The sequence below is a fragment of the Salinivibrio sp. MA440 genome (assembly GCF_001996265.1).
GTDB lineage: Bacteria > Pseudomonadota > Gammaproteobacteria > Enterobacterales > Vibrionaceae > Salinivibrio > Salinivibrio costicola.
In genome coordinates this window covers 1-1,424 of the sequence record NZ_MUFI01000096.1, presented here as the reverse complement: position 1 = coordinate 1,424, position 1,424 = coordinate 1, and the positions used below count along the sequence as shown (strand labels likewise).

Annotated in this window: 1 protein-coding gene and 1 pseudogene; both read right to left on the bottom strand. The window is 35.3% G+C overall.

Annotation, left to right across the window (positions count from 1 at the left end; all coding sequences use genetic code 11):
- A pseudogene (locus BZG80_RS15650) lies at positions 1 to 379 on the bottom strand (hypothetical protein); the annotation flags it as partial.
- Between the two features lie 153 nt (positions 380 to 532).
- Positions 533 to 1,424 (bottom strand): hypothetical protein (locus BZG80_RS15940; RefSeq protein ID WP_077679768.1); only part of this gene is annotated, 892 nt, incomplete at its 5' end.

The following is a 1,424-nucleotide window of genomic DNA, read 5'->3' as shown; positions in this document are numbered from 1 at the left end:
CATAAGGGTTCCCTTTTCTCATCAATTCAGTCAGTATCGCAGTGGCTTCACTTCGTTTATAAATCTCATCTATTTTTGTACGTGCATAGATTATTTTGGCATTCTCTACGCCCTTTTTCATCAAAGAGTCCATCTCATCCCAAGTTGTTTGACTCCAATCACCACGCTGCAGCATTAGCATCAAGTCATACATCTCATCATCAGGCTTTACTGTACTCGATATATAAGGATCATTGGCAACTTTATTAATGTTCTCCTCAATGAAGTCTTTGAATAAAGGAATGTCATCTTTAGGGCTGATCGCCTTTTCCTTGCAACCGGTGAGGATACCCATCGATAAGCTTAAAAGTATAACTTGGATAATCGTTTTATGAAGCATAATAGGGTTGTGTCCAAGAGATAGTTGTTTCTGGGCTGACAGATACCATAACGTTTTAGAACTAAGAAATGCTACCGCCCAGCGATTGTTGTATCACTCGCTGGGCGGGATATACTAGCAGTATGAAAATAATAAAAAGACGACTCTAGTATATTAGTAGCCTCTACTCCAGTCATCACTTTTAGTAAAGTAGTCAATGTAAATCATTGGTTCGATGCTATTCAATTGTTCACTAATATTACARKTTAGATTACTCATRTYTATTTTMCCTTCATAACTCCCACCAAAAAATCGATCACCGAAAATAGMCTTRTATAGTTTSGCATCACARTATTKTTCCTTTGGRYTYAAAGATTTYYCCTTATAATAAGGTTTAGCCCAAAAATAATGCCATGCTCCAAGCGTTTTTAAACTATTATAAAGAAAATAATCTTTCGGAGTGTTTTTGTCAATCAAAAAAACAAAAGCCGGAATATAGTTATTATTAGCTGCTATTCTTAGCAATTTTTTAACCTGGCGATCTGATCTAGGTGAGTAAAAAACTGTTTTTCCATTTTCTACTTTAGTTATATTATAGTAGTAATCTATTAGAGGCTTATAATAGTGATACTTGGCAAATCGAATAACTTCTTTTATGTACTCTTCACGCTTTTCTACCGATTTATCAAGACCTTTATCTTTCAGCAAGAAATATTGGGCATGAAGATCGCCTTCTGCTGCAAGCTTTTTGAAGCCCTCGACAGCTTTTTGATAGATCTCCTCGGTGCAATATTTATTTTCATAAGAGGTATCTAAGCCAAGTTCTTTTGCTACTTTGTTGCCAAAATGTTCTGATGAAAGATAAGAAAGGCATAAGTTACTTTTACTAGATAACCAGTAAGTCGCATAAGGGTTCCCTTTTCTCATCAATTCAGTCAGTATCGCAGTGGCTTCACTTCGTTTATAAATCTCATCTATTTTTGTAATCAATTCAGTCAGTATCGCAGTGGCTTCACTTCGTTTATAAATCTCATCTATTTTTGTACGTGCATAGATTATTTTGGCA